Annotated in this window: 15 protein-coding genes and 2 tRNA genes; 8 read left to right on the top strand and 9 right to left on the bottom strand. The window is 51.8% G+C overall.

The genetic code is table 11. The features are described from left to right. The 4 genes from OS112_08895 to OS112_08880 all read right to left on the bottom strand — a co-directional run bounded on the left by OS112_08895 (position 1) and on the right by OS112_08880 (position 5,411). Positions 1 to 1,248 carry a glycosyltransferase family 4 protein gene (locus OS112_08895; protein ID WAC04567.1) on the bottom strand — a complete coding sequence of 416 codons (1,248 nt, stop codon included), beginning with the start codon at positions 1,246 to 1,248 and terminating at the stop codon, positions 1 to 3. Then, a complete protein-coding gene (locus OS112_08890) occupies positions 1,245 to 2,384 on the bottom strand; it encodes a glycosyltransferase family 4 protein (GenBank protein WAC04566.1) in 1,140 nt (379 codons plus the stop codon). The genes OS112_08895 and OS112_08890 overlap by 4 nt, the downstream gene beginning before the upstream one ends. After that, the gene (locus OS112_08885; GenBank protein ID WAC04565.1) at positions 2,366 to 3,820 is read right to left on the bottom strand and encodes an alpha-amylase; all 1,455 of its coding nucleotides are present in this window, start codon (positions 3,818 to 3,820) and stop codon (positions 2,366 to 2,368) included. Before OS112_08885 ends, OS112_08890 begins: the two co-directional genes overlap by 19 nt. Positions 3,821 to 4,154: 334 nt before the next feature. Further along, the gene (locus OS112_08880) at positions 4,155 to 5,411 is read right to left on the bottom strand and encodes a hypothetical protein (protein WAC04564.1); all 1,257 of its coding nucleotides are present in this window, start codon (positions 5,409 to 5,411) and stop codon (positions 4,155 to 4,157) included. 147 nt (positions 5,412 to 5,558) lie between these two features. Here OS112_08880 and glgP point away from each other — a divergent pair, with 147 nt between their 5' ends. Next, positions 5,559 to 7,733: an alpha-glucan family phosphorylase gene (gene glgP, locus OS112_08875; protein ID WAC04563.1), complete on the top strand. Its 2,175-nt coding sequence runs from the start codon at positions 5,559 to 5,561 to the stop codon at positions 7,731 to 7,733. Positions 7,734 to 7,841: 108 nt separating this feature from the next. Here the strand turns inward: glgP and OS112_08870 are convergent, their stop codons facing one another. The 5 genes from OS112_08870 to OS112_08850 form a co-directional block, all read right to left on the bottom strand. Next, positions 7,842 to 8,936: an SPFH domain-containing protein gene (locus tag OS112_08870; GenBank protein ID WAC04562.1), complete on the bottom strand. Its 1,095-nt coding sequence runs from the start codon at positions 8,934 to 8,936 to the stop codon at positions 7,842 to 7,844. Continuing rightward, entirely contained in the window at positions 8,936 to 9,394 is a 459-nt protein-coding gene (locus tag OS112_08865; GenBank protein WAC04561.1) for an NfeD family protein, read from the bottom strand. Before OS112_08865 ends, OS112_08870 begins: the two co-directional genes overlap by 1 nt. Before the next feature lie 168 nt (positions 9,395 to 9,562). Further along, a complete protein-coding gene (locus tag OS112_08860) occupies positions 9,563 to 10,423 on the bottom strand; it encodes an ARMT1-like domain-containing protein (GenBank protein ID WAC04560.1) in 861 nt (286 codons plus the stop codon). A gap of 25 nt (positions 10,424 to 10,448) precedes the next feature. Then, positions 10,449 to 10,522 (bottom strand) — tRNA-Pro (locus tag OS112_08855). A gap of 63 nt (positions 10,523 to 10,585) precedes the next feature. Then, positions 10,586 to 10,801 (bottom strand): hypothetical protein, encoded by a 216-nt coding sequence (locus OS112_08850; GenBank protein WAC04559.1) that lies wholly within the window; start codon positions 10,799 to 10,801, stop codon positions 10,586 to 10,588. A gap of 359 nt (positions 10,802 to 11,160) precedes the next feature. On the opposite strand from OS112_08850, the gene OS112_08845 reads away from it, so the two are divergent. From OS112_08845 to rpoB, 7 genes are all read left to right on the top strand, one after another. Next, positions 11,161 to 11,520, top strand: coding sequence for a roadblock/LC7 domain-containing protein (locus OS112_08845; GenBank protein WAC04558.1), 360 nt, complete (start codon positions 11,161 to 11,163; stop codon positions 11,518 to 11,520). After that, entirely contained in the window at positions 11,520 to 12,164 is a 645-nt protein-coding gene (locus OS112_08840; GenBank protein WAC04557.1) for a response regulator, read from the top strand. Before OS112_08845 ends, OS112_08840 begins: the two co-directional genes overlap by 1 nt. Continuing rightward, positions 12,151 to 12,927, top strand: coding sequence for a response regulator (locus OS112_08835; GenBank protein WAC04556.1), 777 nt, complete (start codon positions 12,151 to 12,153; stop codon positions 12,925 to 12,927). The genes OS112_08840 and OS112_08835 overlap by 14 nt, the downstream gene beginning before the upstream one ends. A gap of 95 nt (positions 12,928 to 13,022) precedes the next feature. Next, a tRNA-Lys gene (locus tag OS112_08830) sits at positions 13,023 to 13,096 on the top strand. Between the two features lie 77 nt (positions 13,097 to 13,173). Beyond that, positions 13,174 to 13,425, top strand: coding sequence for a DNA-directed RNA polymerase subunit H (locus tag OS112_08825; protein WAC04555.1), 252 nt, complete (start codon positions 13,174 to 13,176; stop codon positions 13,423 to 13,425). 7 nt (positions 13,426 to 13,432) lie between these two features. Continuing rightward, a complete protein-coding gene (locus OS112_08820; protein WAC04554.1) occupies positions 13,433 to 14,998 on the top strand; it encodes a DNA-directed RNA polymerase subunit B'' in 1,566 nt (521 codons plus the stop codon). Continuing rightward, positions 14,995 to 16,809 carry a DNA-directed RNA polymerase subunit B gene (gene rpoB / locus OS112_08815; protein WAC04553.1) on the top strand — a complete coding sequence of 605 codons (1,815 nt, stop codon included), beginning with the start codon at positions 14,995 to 14,997 and terminating at the stop codon, positions 16,807 to 16,809. Before OS112_08820 ends, rpoB begins: the two co-directional genes overlap by 4 nt. Positions 16,810 to 16,816: the final 7 nt, after the last annotated feature.

The following is a 16,816-nucleotide window of genomic DNA, read 5'->3' as shown; positions in this document are numbered from 1 at the left end:
TTATTTTTTGCCGTCTGCCAGATCCTGGTACACCCCGATGGTCTTTTCAGAGGCAATCTCCCATGTGAAGTGGTCCAGCACCCGTTCCCGGCCGTTCTTACCCATAGTTGCCGAAAGATCCGGATCCTTTAGGATTTTTACAACATATTTTGCGATATCCTGTGGATCCTGAGGATTGATATGGAACCCGCAAATACCGTCACCGGATGGGATCACCTGCTCGCGGAAGCCGGATGTCCCACGGGCACCAACCACTACCGGTTTACCCATCGACATCGCTTCAGTACAGACGATCCCGAACGGTTCGTACTTTGAGGGAAAGACGGCGATATCACACGCTGCATAGAACAGGATCCGCTCTTCCTCCGGCACCATCCTGAAATGCAGCAGTACGTTCTCCTCCAGATGGAGATCGCGGACCATCTGGCTGATCATCTTATCCATTTCCCCGATGCCTACGATGACGAGTTTTGCATCCGGGATCTTTTTTAGGATCCAGGGCATCGCCAGAACGAGCGAGTCGATCCCTTTCACCCATGTGAGCCGGCCGATGAAAAAGATCATCGGGGATGATCCGATCCCGATCTGTTCCCTGAATGCCTCCACCTGCCGGGCTGAAAACCGGGTGGCATCATATTTCCCTGCATCCACACCATTATGGATTACCCGTATTTTGTTTTCAGGATACCCGTATTTCACGAGTTCGTCCCGCATCGCATAGCTGACCGTTACGATGCGGTCTGCAATTGTGGCCGCGAGGCGTTCAATATCATTGACAGTAGCGGATCCTGAGGGATTTCTTCCCTGCTCTGCAGAGTGGAAGTGAATGACAAATGGCATGCCGAGATTCCGTTTTGCAATGATACCTGCGAGCGCGGCAAGCCAGTCATGCGAGACCAGAATATCAAAATGACCATGATCCTTGCCGACAAGGTTATTGACCAGCTTTGATGCGGAAAGGATATTGTACAGAAGAGTATCTGTAAAAAATTCCTGCCCGTTGGTGTCCCATGTCCTCATTTCTGTCGGATTGACAATTGTGAGTATATCGACAAACCTCATGAGCCTCGGACGGTAAACCTCTATGCCCTCCCATGTATCGAAAGTGGGATCGTCTCCCGTATTTAATGAGAAGACCGATACAGAATGTCCCTTAGTAATAAACTGCTTTGTGATTTCAGTAGCATACGTGCCCAGACCGCCACGGAAAAAAGGGGGAAATTCATCAACGAAATAGGCGATCTTCATGCGATCACACGGGAATACGTGTCTGTAATTTTCCTCCCTATCGGTCCCCACAGGAACATCCGATCAACTTTTTTCCTGCCCCGTTTTCCAAGAGCTATCGCAGTATCCGGATCATCCATCACGCTGTTGATCCCCCATGCCAGCGAATCCGGTTCGGGATCGACCTTCACCCCGTCCACGAAGGAATCAATATTTTCAGAGAGCCCGCCGACATTGGACGCAACAACACCTCTCTCTGCACTCCACGCCTCCAGCAGCACGAGCCCGAACGGTTCATTCCGGCTGGGGATGACCACGAGATCGCAGGCGTTTAAGAGACGAACGTATTCCGAATCGGGAATATAGCCTATGAAATTAACCGGGAGATCCTTTGCCCGTTCCGCCAGATACTGGCGCATATCCCCGGTTCCGGCAACAATCACCTTCGCATCCCAGTGGCGCTGGCACACCTTTCTCACTGCCTCGATCAGCAGGTCCGGACCTTTCTGGTAGACCAGCCTGCCGATAAACAGGATGAGGGGGGCAAACGGGTGGATGCCGTATGCCTGTTTAACTTTGCCTGCATCGATCTCCGCGCGGAACTGACGGGGCACCACGCCATTGGGGACCACGTCACACTTCCAGTCAGGCACGTTATAGAGTTGCATGATCTCGTTTTTCAGGGTGGCAGAAACTGCCGTCACCCGCTTTGCAATCAGTCCCCCGTACCACTCCTTCCCCGAAATCTCTTTAAACTCCCACCAGTCGCCGAACTGGTTGCCGTTCCTGCCGTATTCCGTCGAGTGATAGGTAAGAATGGTGTTCCGATCCTGAAGGATATGAAGCGCCTGCACTGGGTGCCAGTCATTAAAATGGAGGAAATCAAATTTCCGGGGCTGGTCAAACTTATAGAAATTCTCGACCATCCCCCTGCTCATACTATCACAATACTCCACAATGTTGTTTCCGTGTGGCTGGCAGTAATGGTAGTGAACTCCTTTGATTGTCTGGTCCTGGATCCAGCCACGGGTGAAGTAGTGCACCTCGTGGTTCTTTGCCAGAGTCTCGGCGATATGGGTCGCCGCATTTGCAAGTCCGCCTACACGTTCTGCATAGAGGGATTCCCAGCAGAAAATCGCTATTTTAAGTGACTCCATAATCGTTCCCTCCATTCACAAACAAGGCTGGTAATTTTCTGTCGTTCCGTGCAGTTTTTGACATTGTCAGCGAGGTTTGTGTCACCAATGACATCCTTAATCCAGCATGCAAAGTCCCCCCTCTCCAGATGGTGCTGAATGGTGTCTTTGGGCACGACATGTAACAGCTCGCAGAACTGGTCCAGGTTGTATGCCGTATACCCGATATAACCGGCAGGAGATGCGAAATGGAACGCGTTTTCCGCAGACAGCGCCCGCAATGCCTTTGCAGCCTTACGATTCTTCATGCCACGGGTATTGCGCTCCTCGTAGTCTGCAAGGATTTTCATGTATGTCTTGAACGCATCATCGCCTTCAAGATAGCAGAAATACGAGTGCACTTCTCCGCAGGAACCATACTTGGACGCCATATAGTAGAAATGATCGCTCGTCTGGAGGTATCTCCAGACCTGCTTATCCTTCGCATAGGCGCGGGCCGATTCAAGGGCATGGAATGCCGCCCGCTGCCGGTCATTCCCCATCCATGCGGATGTATCTTTTTCGATATCAGCCCATGAGATCGTCTCGGTTACATCAATCGTCCCAACCGGTGAATAATCCGAAAGTGCTTTTGACGGCAGGATCGTAGGGACGCCCTGCGCTGAAAGTTCGTCCGGAAGATGCCGGAGAAAATCGAAGATACCGGTGTCCGACCACAAATGTTCCCCGAAGGATTCGTAATCCAAAAAGACATTCACGACATCACCGGGAGATTGCGTCACCCATTTTGCATATGTATCGGCAGTCAGGGGATACATATCCCAGGACCGGTTGGTGAACCGGAACGCAATATCATCTGACAACTGGGTGTTCCTGAGAAGGACCGGCATGTCCCTGCAGGTATAAAGGTAATTGGGGCTCCTCCAGCCAAGGACGCGATCCACCCCCTCCGTGAAAATCCCGGTAAATCCCATATCCTTAATGACGGTTGCTATCTCGTTATTGAACGTAAATTCCGTGTTTTCAAAGATCGCAGGGTCTGCCTGGAACAGGTCATGCATCAGGCTGGCATGCATCCGTACCTGCTCGGCAAATTCGGTTTTGTCGTGAAAGCAGCTGGCGATGCTGTGGTAATACGTCTGGGCGAGGATCTCTGCATTCCGGTGGGCGGCAACCTGCTCGAACAGGGCCAGTGAATCCGGGCTCCACTTTTCAACCTGTTCGATGAGGGTGCCGGAAAAGGAAAAAGCACAGGAGAACCCCTCATCCAACATTTCCAGGACCTGTGTTGTGGCGGGAATGTAGCATTTTTCTGCAACACGGAGCAATATGTCGCGGTTGACCTCGTCAAAATACAGATTCAACAGATCTTTTTTCTTTATTTTTGGATCCGGAACAAAGTGCCTGTTCAGTCTGTATGGCTGGTGCACCTCAAATCCAATCGATAATGCGGGCATATCTTCATTCAATCCTCCTTTTCAATACTGGCCGGGAAGCCATCCAGCAGAACCCCCTTTGATACCCTCCTCTCCTTTATGACTCTGGTATCATGAATAAAATCAGAGGGGTAATCAGCACCAGAATTCCGGGTGGATAGTACCCTGTTTTTCAGCCATATTGAAAATACCAGAGAAAATACTTAAAGTTTTCCCCTTGATATAGTCCGCCTATGTGAGGCAATATATAAAGATGAACGGAATGGGTAATTTTTTTTATCAGGATTACGGGTTTATTTTAAGAACAAAAAAGGTTTAAATCTGAAAAATTTCAAAGGATTGGACGAATTCCTGATCAGAACTGATCTGCAACAAACGCGGTGGATGAAAGAATGTCACCAAGCCCCGTTGTCTTATTTATATTTTGTGAAATGAATGTGGGAACGAGAACCACCTGCCGATCGCCCACCCCGAATATTCCTGTCGTTTGATCCGTGCCAAGTGCAGTGCGGACCGCAGAGTACGCTGACAGCCCATCCTGTGACAGGATTTGTTCATTCCCGCCAGCTGCATCTGCTGTCACCCGGGCAGCAAGGAGGAGGGCATTGCGGGAAAATTCGGGCTGCAGGATTCCGGGTTTGATGATGAGGATATAATACCCGAATGTATGGAGATGGACCCGGGGCACCCCGGTGGCATCCGCAAGGGCAATCGTTTCACGAACACAGGCAACAGGGGATAATGGCAGGGAGCCTGCAGGTTCGTTATCCATTCCCCTCAGGGTATTCATGAGCAATTTAAGTTCATACTCATTTAACCCGATACTGTCGACATGTGGGATGGTATGCCGCAGCATCATGGTCAGCACAAACCTGTCTGCAAACGAAACGCATTCGAGATGTGTCCGCATCAGGGGATTGGTGTTGCGTATCTGCTGAAGCTGCCGGGCAGCACTGATAAACTCCTGTTCTGTTCTCAGGTACTGGTACCCGGAAAGGAATGCACGCTGGCAGGAAGCAGTCCGGTTAAAAAAAGCATCCTGTGCATCATCGGGAATCAGAACTGTTGAAGGAGGATGGACAGGAGACACGATGAACCGGTTGCTCCGGGGCACAACCCCGTCAGCTACCGGCACCAGGTGTGGAGGATATTCAAAAATCAGGTGGATGGTATCGGACCGATTTTCCGCGGCCGATCCGAATGCCAGGGGAATAACACCAGCACCCTGCAACATATCGCAGGTCAGCGGACCGGCACCGGGCACAGCACAGGTCACTGAATGAATCCCAAATTTTCGAAGGTGAACCGCTGCGATTCCTGCCTGCCCCCCGATCATGAGAGTACCTGATTTGGAAAAAATATCTACAAGGGTATTATACACTGATGGTTCGCTGATGAACACTTCATCAGCTGAGCAGTAACGCATGGAATGTATCAGCCGGTCAAAAACGGCATCGAATGCCGGCCCGGTGTTCCGCTTAAAGGATCTCATCGTCCCGGTATCCACCGGAATAATCCGATCGATATTTGCATTGAACCCGGTTAACACCGGATTTATCTGCGGTATCCATACTGAATGGTACAGATCCTCCCAGATTCCTGCACTCTTCAATGCGTTCACCCTTCTGCACGTCAGATGGGAATTACATATACTATAATTTTGCCGTATGATTTCTAACGCATTCCCGTCCCCTCCCGGATTTCCCCAATATTATTAAACCCGACTGCATGTACAGTAGAATTACTGAGGCGAGTCAAAATGGCCGATCAATATAACCGGCTGGCAACTGAGTTCCCCCACGTTCCCGAACGGATCTCCGGCCTCGTCGACCTCGCTTACAATCTCTGGTGGAGCTGGAATCCCGATGTAAAAATGGTTTTCAAACGGCTCAATCCCATCATATGGGCAGAGAGTATCCATAACCCGGTAAAGATGCTAAAAGAGATGCCCGAAGAAACCCTTGCTGCAGCTGCAAAAAATCCTCACTATCTCCACCATTACGATATTGTCATGTCCCGGTGGTACCGGCGCGAGCTGAACAAGTCAACCTCATGGTTCCGTGAACATTTTGTCAACCAGAGTGATCTCTCCATTGCCTATTTCTCAGCAGAGTACGGGCTTCAGCACTCCCTGCCGTTTTATGCAGGCGGCCTTGGCTTTCTTGCAGGAGACCACCTCAAGGAGTGCAGTGATCTTGGCATCCCTCTGGTTGCTGTCGGGTTTATGTACTCTGAAGGGTACCTCCACCAGCATATAGGGCCGGACGGGTGGCAGGAGAACATCAAGGAGGTCCTGAACCGGGATGCCGCGCCGATTACCCGGGTGATGTACAACCACACTGACCAGCTGGTAGTTCAGGTTCCTTTTATTGACCCCCCGATCCACATTGCCGTCTGGAAAGTCGATGTCGGAAATATACCTCTCTATCTTCTTGATACTGATATCCCTCAGAATGATCCAGCCAGCAGGAGCATCTCCTTCCGGCTCTATACCGGCGACCTCGAACAGCGTCTGCGCCAGGAGATTGTCCTTGGAATTGGAGGAAATTATGTGCTGGACATCCTTGGAATCCGGCATTCGGTGATCCATTTGAATGAAGGACATCCTGCTTTCGCGCTCCTGGAACGGATCCGGGATAAGGTTACAGATGGTTATCCATTCAGGGAGGCATTCCAGCAGGTGCGGGAAACGTCAATTTTCACAACGCACACACCTGTTCCTGCGGGACATGATGCCTTCCCGCACACCCTGATGGACCGATACTTCAGTAATTATTACTCCCTCCTCGGGATTGACCGGGAGACGTTCCTGCGCCTGGGATATCACCCGCGGGATCCCCCCGGCCTCTTCAATATGACAGCTTTTGCGCTCAGAACATGTTCATTTACCAATGCAGTAAGCCAGCGACACGGGGAGGTTGCCCGGGAGATGTGGCGCAGCCTGTGGCCGGAAATCCCCCCGGAAAAAACACCAATAGAATATATTACAAACGGCATTCACATACCGACCTGGCTCAACCCGAATATTGAATTGCTTTTCAACCAGTATTTCTCCCCCTCATGTCCTAACTGGCTGGATGAGCATGATAACCCGATTATTTGGGATCTCATCGATGAAATCCCGGATGAAGAGTTATGGAAGGTCCACCTCAGGCTGAAACAGAAACTCCTCAACCGGATCCGTGAGCATAAGCGGCGGAAATGGGAGCGCGAGGGAGCGGACCCGGTTAATGTAGTGGGTGGCGGTGCGCTGCTTGATCCTACTGCCCTGACAATCGGGTTTGCCCGACGATTCTCAACCTATAAACGCGCCGACCTTATCTTCTCAGATCCGGAACAACTCAAACAGATTGTTAATGACCGGTGGAAACCGGTGCAGATCATTTTTGCGGGTAAGGCGCATCCCGCAGATGACGAGGGGAAAAGGATTATACAGCGGGTGTACCAGTATACCCACCAGCCGGAGTTTGGCGGCAGGATCGCTTTTGTGGAGGATTACGGGGAGCAGATGGCACAGTATCTCGTACATGGTGTTGATGTCTGGCTTAACAACCCCCTTCCTCCGATGGAAGCCTGCGGGACGAGCGGGATGAAAGCATCAATCAACGGGGGAATCCATATGAGCATCCTTGATGGCTGGTGGATCGAAGGGTACAATATCAAAAACGGCTGGGCATTTGGTAATCCGTCAGCCACAACCAATCGAGACAGGCATGACGCCGACCAGTTCTATGACCTGATCCGGCGTGAGGTAGTGCCGATGTATTATACCCGCTCTGATGACGGTATCCCCCACATGTGGGTCAGGAAGATGAAAGAATCGATCAAGAGTAATGCTCCGAGGTTTTCAGCTAAGAGGATGGTGAAGGAATATGTGAATCGGGGATATGCGCCTGCGTTCAGGAAAGCGGTGGAATTTGAAAAAGCAAAATGATGAGTTACCCGGACAACCATTTCCTGATAATGGCACTTTTTTCAAACGGAAAAATAATGCAATAAAATTTTTTTTAATCATCATGGAAAAATTTAAAAAAAATTGGGGTCAGGCAGGCGGCAGTGTTTCGTCTTTTAATTTTTCAACCGGCAACCTGCGCTTGCTTGTGTCCTTGAGTTCATCTTCAGAGACATGTGGCACTGCATCCTGTATCTCTTTTAAGATTGCGTCGACTGCCTCCTGCCTCGGAATGTCCCCCAGAATGCTGTCGTCCATCACCGGGCGGCCGACTACCTCTTCTGCAGTTTCTTCGGTTGCGCCAAGGAACTTCGCACCCTGCCGGATCAACTGTGAGATCTCGAACGGGAAGATGATCTTGGTTGCCTGACCGTTTGCCATCTGCTTGAGCGCGTCAAGTGAGAGCACCGTGATCGCCCGCTTGTCAAGCGGTGCAGCACCGACCGAGAGGATGCGCAGCCCCTGCGCTTCGCCCTGTGCCTGCAGGATCCGGGAGAGTCTTTCACCTTCGGCACGGAGCACCTTGCTCTGCCGCTCCCCTTCAGCTTCAAGGATCATGCTCTGCCTCAGGCCCTCTGCCTTGAGGATTGCAGAGCGTTTCTCGCCGTCTGCCCGCAGGATGGCTGCCCGCCGCGCCCGTTCCGCGGCAGTCTGTTCGGTCATCGCGTTCTTGACAGCCTCGACCGGGTCCACCTCTTTAATCTCGACACGCTCGACCTTGACTCCCCACTGGTCGGTCTCGCGGTCAAGGATGTCGCGGAGCTTGGTGTTGATTACATCACGGTTATACAGGACCTCATCAAGTTCCATGTCGCCGATAATACCACGCAGGCTTGTCTGGGCAAGTGCGACCGTTGCCAGCCGGTAGTTGGAGACCTCAAAGAACGCCTTTTCAGGGTCGATCACCCTGACGTAGACAATCGCGTCGACGTTCGTCGGCGAGTTATCCTTGGTGATCACTTCCTGGCTGGGAACGTCCATCACCTGCGTCCGCAGGTCGAGTTTGATCACTTCACTCACGAACGGCACAATCCACCGGAATCCGGGGTTCAGCCGCCCGACATATTTCCCGAGCCGGATCTGCAACCCCTGCTCATAAGGCTGGACGATAACAACGCCGCGGGCAAAGATAGCGACGATGACAAGGATTAAAAAAATGGTGATTAACGTTTCAATAAATGCCATTATGTAACCTCCTCTACTACGATATGAACACCTTCGGAACTGACGACCCGCACTTTTTTACCTTTCAGGATGGTTGCACCGGTTGAGTGGGCGCTCCAGTCAGCACTGCTGACCGTGACCTTGCCGTTCAGGCTTTTCGGATCGACCTCTTTTATCACGATCCCCTCCCTGCCGACGAGGGAGTCTCGGCTGACGGTCGTCGGGCTTTCGTTGGGAGTCATCCTGCCGTAAGCATAGACCGTAACCGCCCCGGCAACGATTGCAGCGGTAACTCCGGCAATTGCACCCCAGCCGGAGTTGTAGATATCGATCCCTAAAAGGACCATGATGCCGAGCGCAATCATCACGGTCGCCGGCACTGTGGCAAAAAAGCCCGGGCTGTGCACCTCGATTAAGAGGAGTACGGCGCCCATGACTATGAGCAGCCACCCGAGCGCCATTCCATCAAGCGGTATCATGATCACAGATTTGTCTTTCTGCTCAAAAGGATATGGGATAAAACAGCAGGGGATAGAGAACAGGTTGCTGTGCAGGGAGATATTATTAAAAGGGAAGGGAAAAACACCCGTTTCTTTGTCTTACCGCGATTAATCAGGCAGACCAGCTGAGGGTTCAAAAAAATTTTATTAATGCTGATTTCGCAGCATGGCAATTTTCGCCCCGACATGCAGCCCCACATCGTCTGCAACCGGCTTGCATTTCACTGCCATCAGGTAGGCGATGGGGGGAAGATCATTGTACATCGACAGGGACTCATAGTTTGCCATCCCTTTCGCGATGATGATGGTGCATCGGTCGATGGCATCCATAAGAACAGCGGGCATCTTGTACCGGTCGAGCCCGATCTCTGCCCCGCCGCCCGTGGTCGTCAGGCAGTCCACGATCCGGTCGAACTTCAGTGCGAGTGCATCCTCCATTGTGGCGTCGTTGAGGATCGGGGCGTCCCGGACAGCGAGCGTGATGTGGGAGCCGTGCTCATGCAGGTATTCCACCACGAGCCGGTCGAACACGATCTCGCCGCAGTTGTCAGTTATGTATACAACCCGTTCTGCCATGGGAAGGATACGGTCGGTATCATCGACTGCGAGGCCTTTTGGAAATTCACGGTCAAAGAATGCCGGAAAATTCCTGCTGACCTCATGCCCGTGCACACCGTAATCGAAGGTGTTTGAGATCACACTGGCAATGACCCGGTCTCGGAACGACAGAAGATTTGCCCGTTTCGCGCGGCAGACTTCAAGCGCCTGCCGGTTGCCCTCTGCCTTGAGCATGAGGAACGGGTCTGTATTTCCCACCCTCCGGCAGGCATGCCGGTGGATGCAGCTGGCGATCTGGGGATGCAGGAGCCCGGAATGCCGGAGGTCAGAGAGGATCTGCCTGCATTCGTTCCGGATCCCGGACGAAAGTTCGGGTGAAGCCCCGGCAAGCGAACACTCCATCTGCACCCGGGAAAGAAGGCAATCGATGCATATATCGGTGAGTCTCATATTCCCCCGCAATAGAAAAAAATGATGGGGCCACTGCGATTTGAACGCAGGTCAGAAGACCCCCAGTCTCCTAGGATGGCCAGGCTACCCTATGGCCCCGCTCTCATACTATTCGTGCAGAATGCTTATGTATCTTATCATGAATAGCGTTTTTATTAAGGGTTATCTCTGCCATTCGTCCCCGTAATTGATGTTTTTGAATTCCTCGACCCGCTGCATCAGGTTTTCCAGTTCATTATCATTGACCTTTATCTTCCCTTCTATAGTATCCAGTTCCAGCAGCAGTTGTTTGATCCTCACGTACATCAGGTACATGATGAACTGCTGGAAAAATATCGCGATCCCGAAAATTACGAGGATATACGATTCATACGCCATGATCTCACCGGGATATCCTGTACAACCCGTTCCAGCCTGCCACCGTAACCTGCCCTGCCCATTTTATCCTGATGCAATTTACAATCTGTCATCTGAATAATATTTAATGATATTCAAACCCTTCTTTTAAGAAAATCCATAAGAAATAAGCGGGACTAACGAAGTATCCTTATCCGGTGGGGATACGCAGTCGGTTTTTCATGCTATCGAATACAGAGCGTATCTTTTTAGTTGTAACGTCATTTTTTGAAAAGATTATAAAAAATCCCCTCAAAATGCCGCCGTTTAAAAAGATATGTATATAAGGTTCCCACAGTTATTATCAATTACCAAAGGATGATCTATTGGGTGCAGATGCCATGTTGAAAGACAAGATTTCCGGTTTTATTGACAAAATCCGTGCGGTCGATGGCGTAGCGGCATGTGCTGTAGTCTCAAGGGATGGGATTGTTGCAGGGAAAGTGTTCGATCGTGATCTCAACGAACCATGGTTTGGCGCACTTACCGCAACCATCCTTGCATCTGCAGAATCTGCGGCAAACATCATCAAAATGCACACAATGGAATCGGTGACAATCCGGGGAACCGATTCGTCCATTATGGTGATGGGTTCCGGGGAAAACTTCCTTGTCGCTGTAATTCTCGCAAACCGGGCAGATCCATCAAAAGTTCATGAGCAGATCCTGAAGATAGCAAAGAATATTGGAGAGGTGATGTGATGTACACGATTCTTGTTGTCGACGACAGCCCGTTCATTGTCGATGTATTTGTCACGATGCTTGAGCGGGGCGGTTACCGAACTGTGGCTGCATATGGGGGGGAAGAGTGCCTTGAAATCCTTAAAACGGTTACCCCCGATCTCATCCTGCTGGATATCATGATGGAACCCATGGACGGCTGGGAGACCCTTGAGCATATCAAGGAGAGCCCTTCAACAAAGGAGATACCCGTCCTGATGCTTACGGCAAAACAGCTTACCCCTGCAGAAGCGCAGGAGTACGGTATCTATATTGAAGATTACGTGTTAAAACCCATCACCCACCGTGAACTCTACGATGCGATCGAACATGTCCTCAACCGACGGCAAGGGATCAAGTCAGATGTGGATATTGCACGCCAGTCAGGGTTTGATGACCAGGTTGTCAGTGAATATGCTCGGCTGAGTAAAGGCATTGATGTGAACAAACGGTTATTGAAGATCCTTGAAACGACTTATAATATCAATGACGTGAAAATGCGCGTGTCTGATGAGATATCCCGCGCGATCAAGAGCATGGAGACCAATATCAAGTTCCAGGAGAGCCGGCTCCAGCAGATAAAGGACGAGTTATCAGGCACCCTGTCCAAGGATGCAACAGGTTGAAATTGTTGCAACAACACCTAATAATAGAAAAAATGGCGGACGGTCAAGGCTGCGGTGGCCGGTACTTAGTAATATTTTCAATGGCGTGGCGGTGCTGTTCCGGAAATCCGGAAACCTCGAGAGGGAGATCCAGGTGAACAATTCCATCATGATCGTAGACGACAGCCCCTATATTGTTGATGGGCTTGTTGCCCTCCTCAAGCGAAAGGGCTACCTGCCGGTTCCCGCCCATGGTGGCGATGAGTGCCTCGCCCTCCTTGAAACAACAAAACCTGATCTTATCCTGCTTGACATCATGATGGAACCCATGGATGGTTGGGAAACGCTTGATCATATCAAAGAAAATCCTGCCACCCAGAATATTCCCGTGCTCATGTTCTCGGCGAAGAAGATCACGGCAGATGAGGCACAGGAGCACTCCTTAAGCATCGATGACTTTGTCTCAAAACCGGTAAATCCTGCCCAACTACTCGAATCTATCGAAAATATCTTTGAACGGCGCAAGGACGTCGCGATGGAAATGCTGCTTGGCAAGGATGCGGGGCTTGACCAAAAGACTCTTGAGGAATATTCCGCACTCCGGAAAAATATTGAGGTGGACAAGAACCTGCTCACTGTCCTTCGTGCATCAAGCGGCATGGATGTGCCGGGAAAAGAGGTCTCTGAATCTGACCGCGCCGCTATCGCAAAACTCGAAGAAAAGGTCGATATTAGCGAGGCACGGTTAAAAGCGATCAACGAACAGTTCACGAGCAATCTCTGAACCTGCCCGTTACTTTTGCTTAAATTATTGTATTTATTTGAAGAACGTTTATATACTTTTCCTGCGTTGTAATAATGCTGTACGTCTTACCTTGGGGGCTCGTAGCTCAGTCCGGTAGAGCGCCTGGCTTTTAACCAGGTGGTCGGGGGTTCAAATCCCTCCGGGCCCGTTGCCACGAATAAATCGTGGGGTTTTTCAAAGTGATGCAGTCTTGAGAGGAAACATGATCGATACGGGGGTCTTTTTATGAGCACCAAACTGAATGTGTTGAACCATATCATGGTGCCTGATCATATCATAATGAGTGAGGAGGAAGTCAAAAAGCTGCTCTCCCACTACTCCATAACAACTGAACAATTACCAAAAATTTTCCATGACGATCCTGCAGTAAAAGCCATTGGCGCACAAGTTGACGACGTCATCCGAATTGTGAGAATCAGCCACACGGCGGGCAGGGCGGAATCGTACCGTCTTGTGACCAGAAGACCGAAAAAGTAATTCAGGGTTGATCGTTCTGATTGAAAGAAGCATTTTATCACGGGCATATTTTTCACGGGAGCATGTTGCGCGGCACCAGCTTGACTCCTATAATCATTTCTTAACCCACAATCTCCAGAAGGTCGTGGATGAACAGCGGGTCATCGAGACGGATATCGAGAACCGCGGCAAAAACAATGAGCCGGTATGGGTTGAGCTTGGCACAATCGAGGTGAAAAAACCTCTTGTCCGGGAAGCGGATGGATCGCAGGGGGAACTGTACCCGAGCGAGGCCCGGCTCCGGAACCTGACATACGCTGCGCCAATACAGCTCGGTCTCACCCTTGTCCACGGCAGTGACCGGCAGGAACCGGTCATCACCACCATCGGTCAGTTGCCGATCATGGTTGGCTCGGCATCCTGTAACCTCTATGGCATGAACGATAATGAGCGGATAATCCACGGAGAGGACGCGTTTGATCCCGGTGGTTATTTCATCGTAAACGGGACCGAGCGGGTGTTAATGACGCTTGAGGATCTCGCCTCCAACAAGATCATGACCGAGTTCACAGAGCGGTACAACGAACGCATCTACGTGGCAAAGGTGTTCTCCCAGTTCCGCGGGTACCGGGCCCTCGTTGTAGTCGAGCGGAACAAAAAGAACCTGCTCGAAGTCTCATTCCCTTCGGTTGCCGGGCACCTGAAATTTGTCGACCTCATGAGGGCACTTGGAATGACAAACGACCAGGCTGTCGTGAACGCAGTCTCCACGGATGAGGAGATACTCACGTTCATGATGCAGAACCTCGAGGAGAGCGAGTGTGATTCAGTAGACGGCGGCATCATGTACGTAGGAAAGAAACTCGCCCCGAACCAGACCAAGGACTACCAGCGCAAGCGGGCTGAATTTGTCCTGGACAATTACCTGCTGCCTCACCTTAACTACCAGCATGGAAGCCTCAAAGAGGGAGATGAAGGATACATCGAAGCGATCTTAAGCGAACGGCTTGCAAAAGGGCATTTCCTCGGACGCATGGCGGAAGCCTGCTTTGACCTTGTTCTCAATAAGCGCCGGATCGATGACAAGGACCATTACTCCAACAAGCGCCTGAAGCTTGCGGGTGACCTGATGGAGGACCTGTTCAGAATTTCATTAAACCGGCTGACCCGGGACATCAAATACCAGCTTGAACGGGCAAGCATGCGCCACCGTGACCTTTCAATTGCTACAGCCGTACGAGCTGATGTGCTGACCGAGCGCCTGCTTCACCCTCTGGCTACCGGCAACTGGGTTGGAGGGAGGACCGGGGTCTCCCAGCTGCTCGACCGCGTTGACCATATGAGCGTGCTTTCCCACCTGCGCCGTGTCATCTCCCCGCTGTCGCGTTCTCAGCCGCATTTCGAGGCGCGTGACCTGCACCCGACCCAGTGGGGCAGGATCTGCCCGAGCGAGACTCCTGAAGGGCCGAATTGTGGTCTTGTGAAAAACTTTGCCCAGATGGTTGAGATAAGCAAGGGCATTGACCACGAAGAAGAAGTGATGCGGATACTCCACTCCCTTGGTGTTGAAAAAATACGGGGTGAAGTCCGATGAAAAAGTCGCGCGTATTTGTTGACGGTGCGCTGATCGGGCTCGCCGAAGACGGAAAGGGGCTTGTCGAAAATATACGGGGTATGCGCCGGCAGGGGGTCCTCTCGACGGAAGTGAATGTCTCGTTCAAGGAATATAACGGCGATGTCGTGATCCTGACTGACCGGGGCCGGGCCCGCCGCCCGCTTATTGTCTTAAAAAACGGCAAACCCCAGATGACCGCAGGTGAACTGGAAAAGCTCTCAAACCATGAAATTGAATTCGACCACTTTGTCCGGCACGGGATGCTTGAGTTTATCGATGCAGAAGAGGAAGAAGACCTTTTTATCGCGATGAATCCCGAGAACGTCACGCCCGAACACACCCACCTTGAGATCGATCCTTCCCTCATACTTGGTATCGGTGCGGCACACGTGCCCTTTCCCGAACACAATGCAAGCCCCCGTGTCACAATGGGTGCAGGCATGGTCAAGCAGGCGCTGGGTTTTGGCGCCTCGAACATGAAGCTCCGCCCTGACACTAGGGGGCACCTGCTCCATTACGTGCAAAAGCCGCTCACCCATACCCAGACTTCGGAGCTGATCGGGTCCGATGACCGTCCTGGCGGGCAGAACTTTGTGGTGGCGATCTTAAGCTACGAGGGTTTCAATATAGAGGATGCGTTGATCTTCAATAAGGCTTCAATTGACCGCGGTCTTGGCCGCTCGCACTTCTTCCGCACCTACGAGGGCGAGGAGCGCCGGTATCCCGGCGGGCAGGTAGACCGGATCCAGATCCCCGATGAGGACGTAAGCGGCGCACATGGCTCCGAGGCTTACAAGAATCTCGATGAGGACGGTGTGATCAACCCCGAGACCATCGTTGCAGAAAAGGATGTACTTATCGGCAAGACTTCCCCACCACGGTTTCTCGAAGAGCCCACAAGCGACCTGATCACGGTAGAAAAACGCCGTGACACCTCGGTAACGATGCGCAGCAACGAGCACGGCATCGTTGACACGGTCATTATCACTGAAGGCGAGAACAGCTCGCGCCTCGTGAAAGTCCGGACCCGTGACCTTCGTGTGCCCGAAGTCGGGGACAAGTTTGCCTCCCGGCACGGGCAGAAAGGCGTGGTAGGCCTGATCTCCCAGCAGGAAGACATGCCCTTTACCGAGAGTGGCATGGTACCCGACCTGATCATCAACCCCCATGCGATCCCGAGCCGGATGACAATCGGGCATATGCTCGAGATGCTTGGCGGCAAGGTAGGGGCGCTCGAGGGGCGTCGGATCAACGGGACCGCTTTCGGCGGCGAGCTGGAGGGGACAATCCGGCAGTCGCTTAAAAAGATCGGGTTCTCCCATACCGGGAGAGAGGTGATGTATGACGGCATCACCGGAAAACCATTCTCCGCTGATATCTACATCGGAGTAATCTATTACCAGAAACTGTACCACATGGTATCCTCCAAGATGCATGCACGCTCCCGCGGGCCGGTGCAGGTGCTCACCCGCCAGCCCACGGAGGGCAGGGCACGAGAAGGGGGCCTGAGGTTCGGTGAAATGGAACGGGATGTCATGATCGGACATGGTGCAGCAATGGCGCTAAAAGAGCGCCTGCTTGACGAGTCCGACAAGGTGATGGAGTATGTCTGCGCACACTGCGGGATGGTTGCAATGCTTGATCGCAAGCGCAACATGACCCGATGCCTTGCGTGCGGCAATGAGACCGATATCTATCCTGTAGAGATGAGCTATGCGTTCAAGCTCCTGCTTGACGAGATGAAGAGCATGGGGATCGCCCCACGACTGAAACTTGAGGACGTTGTCTGAAACGAGG

This window comes from Methanoregula sp., assembly GCA_026625165.1.
In the GTDB taxonomy this organism is placed as follows: Archaea; Halobacteriota; Methanomicrobia; order Methanomicrobiales; family Methanospirillaceae; genus MVRE01.
The sequence above is the reverse complement of the archived record's forward strand: the minus strand, read 5'-3'. Positions and strand labels throughout refer to the sequence as shown.

Coding starts and splice junctions, on each gene's coding strand:
- OS112_08895 (WAC04567.1), bottom strand. CDS start 1,248: ATGAAGATCGCCTATTTCGTTGATGAATTTCCCCCTTTTTTCCGTGGC.
- OS112_08890 (WAC04566.1), bottom strand. CDS start 2,384: ATGGAGTCACTTAAAATAGCGATTTTCTGCTGGGAATCCCTCTATGCA.
- OS112_08885 (WAC04565.1), bottom strand. CDS start 3,820: ATGCCCGCATTATCGATTGGATTTGAGGTGCACCAGCCATACAGACTG.
- glgP (WAC04563.1), top strand. CDS start 5,559: ATGGCCGATCAATATAACCGGCTGGCAACTGAGTTCCCCCACGTTCCC.
- OS112_08870 (WAC04562.1), bottom strand. CDS start 8,936: ATGGCATTTATTGAAACGTTAATCACCATTTTTTTAATCCTTGTCATC.
- OS112_08865 (WAC04561.1), bottom strand. CDS start 9,394: ATGATACCGCTTGATGGAATGGCGCTCGGGTGGCTGCTCATAGTCATG.
- OS112_08860 (WAC04560.1), bottom strand. CDS start 10,423: ATGAGACTCACCGATATATGCATCGATTGCCTTCTTTCCCGGGTGCAG.
- OS112_08850 (WAC04559.1), bottom strand. CDS start 10,801: ATGGCGTATGAATCGTATATCCTCGTAATTTTCGGGATCGCGATATTT.
- OS112_08845 (WAC04558.1), top strand. CDS start 11,161: ATGTTGAAAGACAAGATTTCCGGTTTTATTGACAAAATCCGTGCGGTC.
- OS112_08840 (WAC04557.1), top strand. CDS start 11,520: ATGTACACGATTCTTGTTGTCGACGACAGCCCGTTCATTGTCGATGTA.
- OS112_08835 (WAC04556.1), top strand. CDS start 12,151: ATGCAACAGGTTGAAATTGTTGCAACAACACCTAATAATAGAAAAAAT.
- OS112_08825 (WAC04555.1), top strand. CDS start 13,174: ATGAGCACCAAACTGAATGTGTTGAACCATATCATGGTGCCTGATCAT.
- rpoB (WAC04553.1), top strand. CDS start 14,995: ATGAAAAAGTCGCGCGTATTTGTTGACGGTGCGCTGATCGGGCTCGCC.